Below are 3,723 nucleotides of genomic sequence, written 5' to 3' on the forward strand. Positions count from 1 at the left end.
CCGCCTTGGCCGCCGTCCCCGCCGGCGGCACCTTGGCCGCCGATGCCGCCACCTGTGGCGCCGGTGCTGCCCTGTCCGCCTTGTCCGCCGGTGCCGCCGGTGCCGCCGGTGCCGCCGTTGCCGGCTGTGCCGGCCGCGCCGGTGGTGGACCCGGTGCCGCCGAGGCCGGCTGCGCCGCCGGTGCCACCGCTGCCACCGGTGCCGCCCGCTGCGCCGGCGATGCCGGGGTTGGCGCTGTTGTCGGTGCCGATGCCGCCGGTGCCGCCTTGGCCGCCCTTGCCGCCGAAGCCACCCTGGCCGCCGATGCCTTGGTTTCCGGCGGTGCCGCCGTTGGAGGCTCCGGCTGCGCCGCCGACTCCGCCCTGGCCGCCGTCCCCGCCGCCGGCGCCGGTGCCTCCGATGCCGCCGCCGATCGCACCGGCGCTGCCCTGTCCGCCCTGTCCGCCGGTGCCTCCGGTGCCTCCGATGCCGCCGTTACCGGCCGTGCCGGACGCACCGCCGGTCGAGCCGCTTCCACCGAGGCCGGCCCCACCGCCAGCGCCGCCGGTGCCACCGGAGCCGCCCGCTCCGCCGGCGATGCCGGGGTTGGCGCTGTTGTCGGTGCCGATGCCGCCTTGGCCTCCGATGCCGCCTTGGCCTCCGATGCCGCCCTTGCCGCCTGTGCCTTGGTTTCCGGCGGTGCCGCCATTGGTGGCTCCGGCCGCTCCGCCGGCGCCGCCTTGGCCGCCGTCGCCACCGGCCGCGCCGGTGCCGCCGGTTCCGCCGCCGATCGCGCCGATGCTGCCCTGCCCGCCTTGCCCGCCGGTTCCGCCGATGCCACCCCCGCCGCCGTTGCCAGCTGTGCCGGCTGCACCTGTGGTCGAGCCGGTTCCGCCCTTCCCCGCAGCGCCGCCCGTGCCGCCGACGCCACCCACGCCACCAGATCCACCAGCGACGCCCGACTTTGTGCTGTTGTCGGTGCCAAATCCGCCCTGGCCGCCCTGGCCACCGATTCCGCCGATGCCGCCTTTTCCGCCGGCTCCTTGGCTTCCGGCGGTGCCGCCGTTGGTGGCCCCGGCGGCGCCGCCGGTGCCGCCTTGCCCGCCGTCGCCGCCTGCGGCGCCTTGCCCGCCAGTGCCGCCACCTGTGGTGCCGGTGCTGCCTTGCCCGCCGTTGCCGCCTGTGCCGCCGCTGCCGCCGGTGCCTCCGTTGCCGGATGTGCCGGCCGCACCCGTGGTGGAGCCGGTGCCGCCCTTGCCGGCTGCGCCGCCGGTGCCGCCGGTGCCGCCGGTGCCGCCGCCGCCGCCGGCGATGCCGGGGTTGGTGCTGTTGTCGGTGCCGGTTCCGCCGGTGCCGCCTTGGCCGCCTTGGCCTCCGATGCCGCCCTTGCCGCCGGCTCCTTGGAGTCCGGCGGTGCCGCCGTTGGTGGCTCCGGCTGCGCCGCCGGTGCCGCCTTGGCCGCCGTCGCCGCCGGCGGCGCCTTGGCCGCCGGTCCCGCCTCCGGTCGTACCAGTGGTGCCGGCACCGCCCTTGCCCCCGGTGCCGCCAATGCCTCCGGTGCCGCCGTTGCCGGATGTGCCGGCCGTGCCGATGGTCGAGCCGGTCCCGCCCTTGCCGGCCGCGCCGCCGGTACCGCCGATGCCGCCGGTGCCGCCCGCCCCGCCGGCGATGCCGGGGTTGGTGCTGTTGTCGGTGCCGGTTCCGCCGGTGCCGCCTTGGCCGCCTTGGCCTCCGATGCCGCCCTTGCCGCCGGCTCCTTGGAGTCCGGCAGTGCCGCCGTTGGTGGCTCCGGCTGCGCCGCCGGCGCCGCCCAGGCCGCCGTCGCCGCCGGCGGCGCCTTGGCCGCCGGTCCCGCCTCCGGTCGTGCCGGTGCTGCCTTGTCCGCCCTTGCCCCCGGTGCCGCCGGTGCCACCGGTACCGCCGTTGCCGGATGTGCCGGCCGCACCCGTGGTGGAGCCGGCGCCGCCCTTCCCAGCCGCACCGCCCGTGCCGCCGATGCCGCCGGCACCACCGGCACCCCCGGCGATACCGGGGTTGGTGCCGTTGTCGGTGCCGGTTCCGCCGGTGCCGCCCTGGCCGCCTTGGCCGCCGACGCCGCCCTTGCCGCCCACTCCCTGGATGCCGGCGGTGCCGCCGTTGGTGGCCCCCGCGGCGCCCCCGGCACCGCCCTGGCCGCCGTCGCCGCCGAGCGCACCTTGGCCGCCGGTGCCGCCCCCGGTCGTGCCTGTGGTGCCGGTGCCGCCCTTGCCGCCTATGCCGCCGGCGCCGCCCGCTCCACCGTTGCCGGCTGTGCCGGCCCCACCCGCAGTGGAACCGGTGCCGCCCTTGCCGGCCCCGCCTCCCGTGCCGCCGATGCCGCCGGTGCCGCCCGCTCCGCCGGCGATGCCGGGGTTGGTGCTGTTGTCGGTGCCGGTTCCGCCGGTGCCGCCTTGGCCGCCGACTCCGCCGACGCCCCCTTGACCACCAGCACCCTGGATTCCGGCGGTGCCGCCCTTGGTGGCGCCGGCGGCGCCCCCGGCGCCACCTTGGCCGCCGTCGCCGCCGGCAGCGCCTTGGCCGCCGGTGCCGCCACCTGTGGTGCCGGTGCTGCCTTGTCCGCCGTTCCCGCCGGTGCCGCCGCTGCCTCCGGTGCCGCCGTTGCCGGCTATGCCGGCCGCACCCGTGGTGGAGCCGGTGCCGCCCTTGCCAGCTGCGCCGCCGGTGCCGCCGGTGCCTCCGGTTCCGCCCGCTCCGCCGGCAATGCCCGGGTTGGTGCTGTTGTCGGTGCCGGTTCCGCCGTGGCCGCCTTGGCCACCTTGGCCGCCAGTGCCGCCCTTGCCGCCGGCACCTTGGGTTCCGGCGGTGCCGCCGTTGGTGGCTCCGGCTGTGCCGCCGGTGCCGCCTTGGCCGCCGTCGCCTCCGGCGGCGCCCTGTCCGCCGGTGCCGCCACCTGTGGTGCCGGTGCTGCCTTGTCCGCCGTTGCCGCCGATTCCGCCGGCGCCTCCGGTGCCGCCGTCGCCGGCCGTGCCGGCCGCACCCGTGGTGGAGCCGGTGCCGCCCTTGCCGGCTGCACCGCCGGTGCCGCCGATGCCGCCGGTTCCGCCGTCGCCACCCGCGATGCCGGGGTTGGTGCTGTTGTCGGTGCCGGTTCCGCCGGTTCCGCCGGTGCCGCCTTGGCCGCCTTGGCCGCCGGTGCCGCCCCTGCCGCCGGTGCCCTGGGTTCCGGCGGTGCCGCCGTTGGTCGCTCCGGCGGCGCCGCCAACCCCGCCCTGGCCACCGTCGCCGCCGGCCGCGCCCTGGCCGCCGGTGCCGCCACCTGTGGTGCCGGTGGTCCCGATGCCGCCCTGGCCGCCTATGCCGCCGGTGCCGCCGGTGCCGCCGTTGCCGGATGTGCCGGCCGCGCCCGTGGTGGAGCCGGTGCCGCCCTTGCCGGCTCCGCCTCCGGTGCCGCCGGTGCCGCCGGTGCCGCCCGCCCCGCCTGCGATGCCGGGGTTGGTGCTGTTGTCGACGCCGATGCCGCCTTGGCCGCCTTGGCCGCCTTGGCCGCCGGTGCCGCCCTGGCCGCCGGTGCCCTGGGTTCCGGCGGTGCCGCCGTTGGTGGCTCCGGCGGCGCCCCCGGTGCCACCTTGGCCGCCGTCCCCGCCGGCCGCGCCCTGGCCGCCGGTCCCGCCGCCGTTGGAGCCGAGGCTGCCTTCTCCGCCCTGGCCGCCGGTCCCGCCGATACCGCCAACCCCGCCGTCACCGGCGGTGCCGGCGGCTCCCGTG

General features: G+C 79.6%; 1 protein-coding gene. It reads right to left on the minus strand.

All coding sequences use genetic code 11. The annotated features are described in order from the left end of the window. A partial coding sequence (locus AO501_RS37925; RefSeq protein ID WP_197419819.1) for a hypothetical protein occupies nucleotides 1–3,723 on the minus strand: 3,723 nt, incomplete at both ends.

Source organism: Mycobacterium gordonae, from assembly GCF_001417955.2.
In the GTDB taxonomy this organism is placed as follows: Bacteria; Actinomycetota; Actinomycetes; order Mycobacteriales; family Mycobacteriaceae; genus Mycobacterium; species Mycobacterium gordonae_B.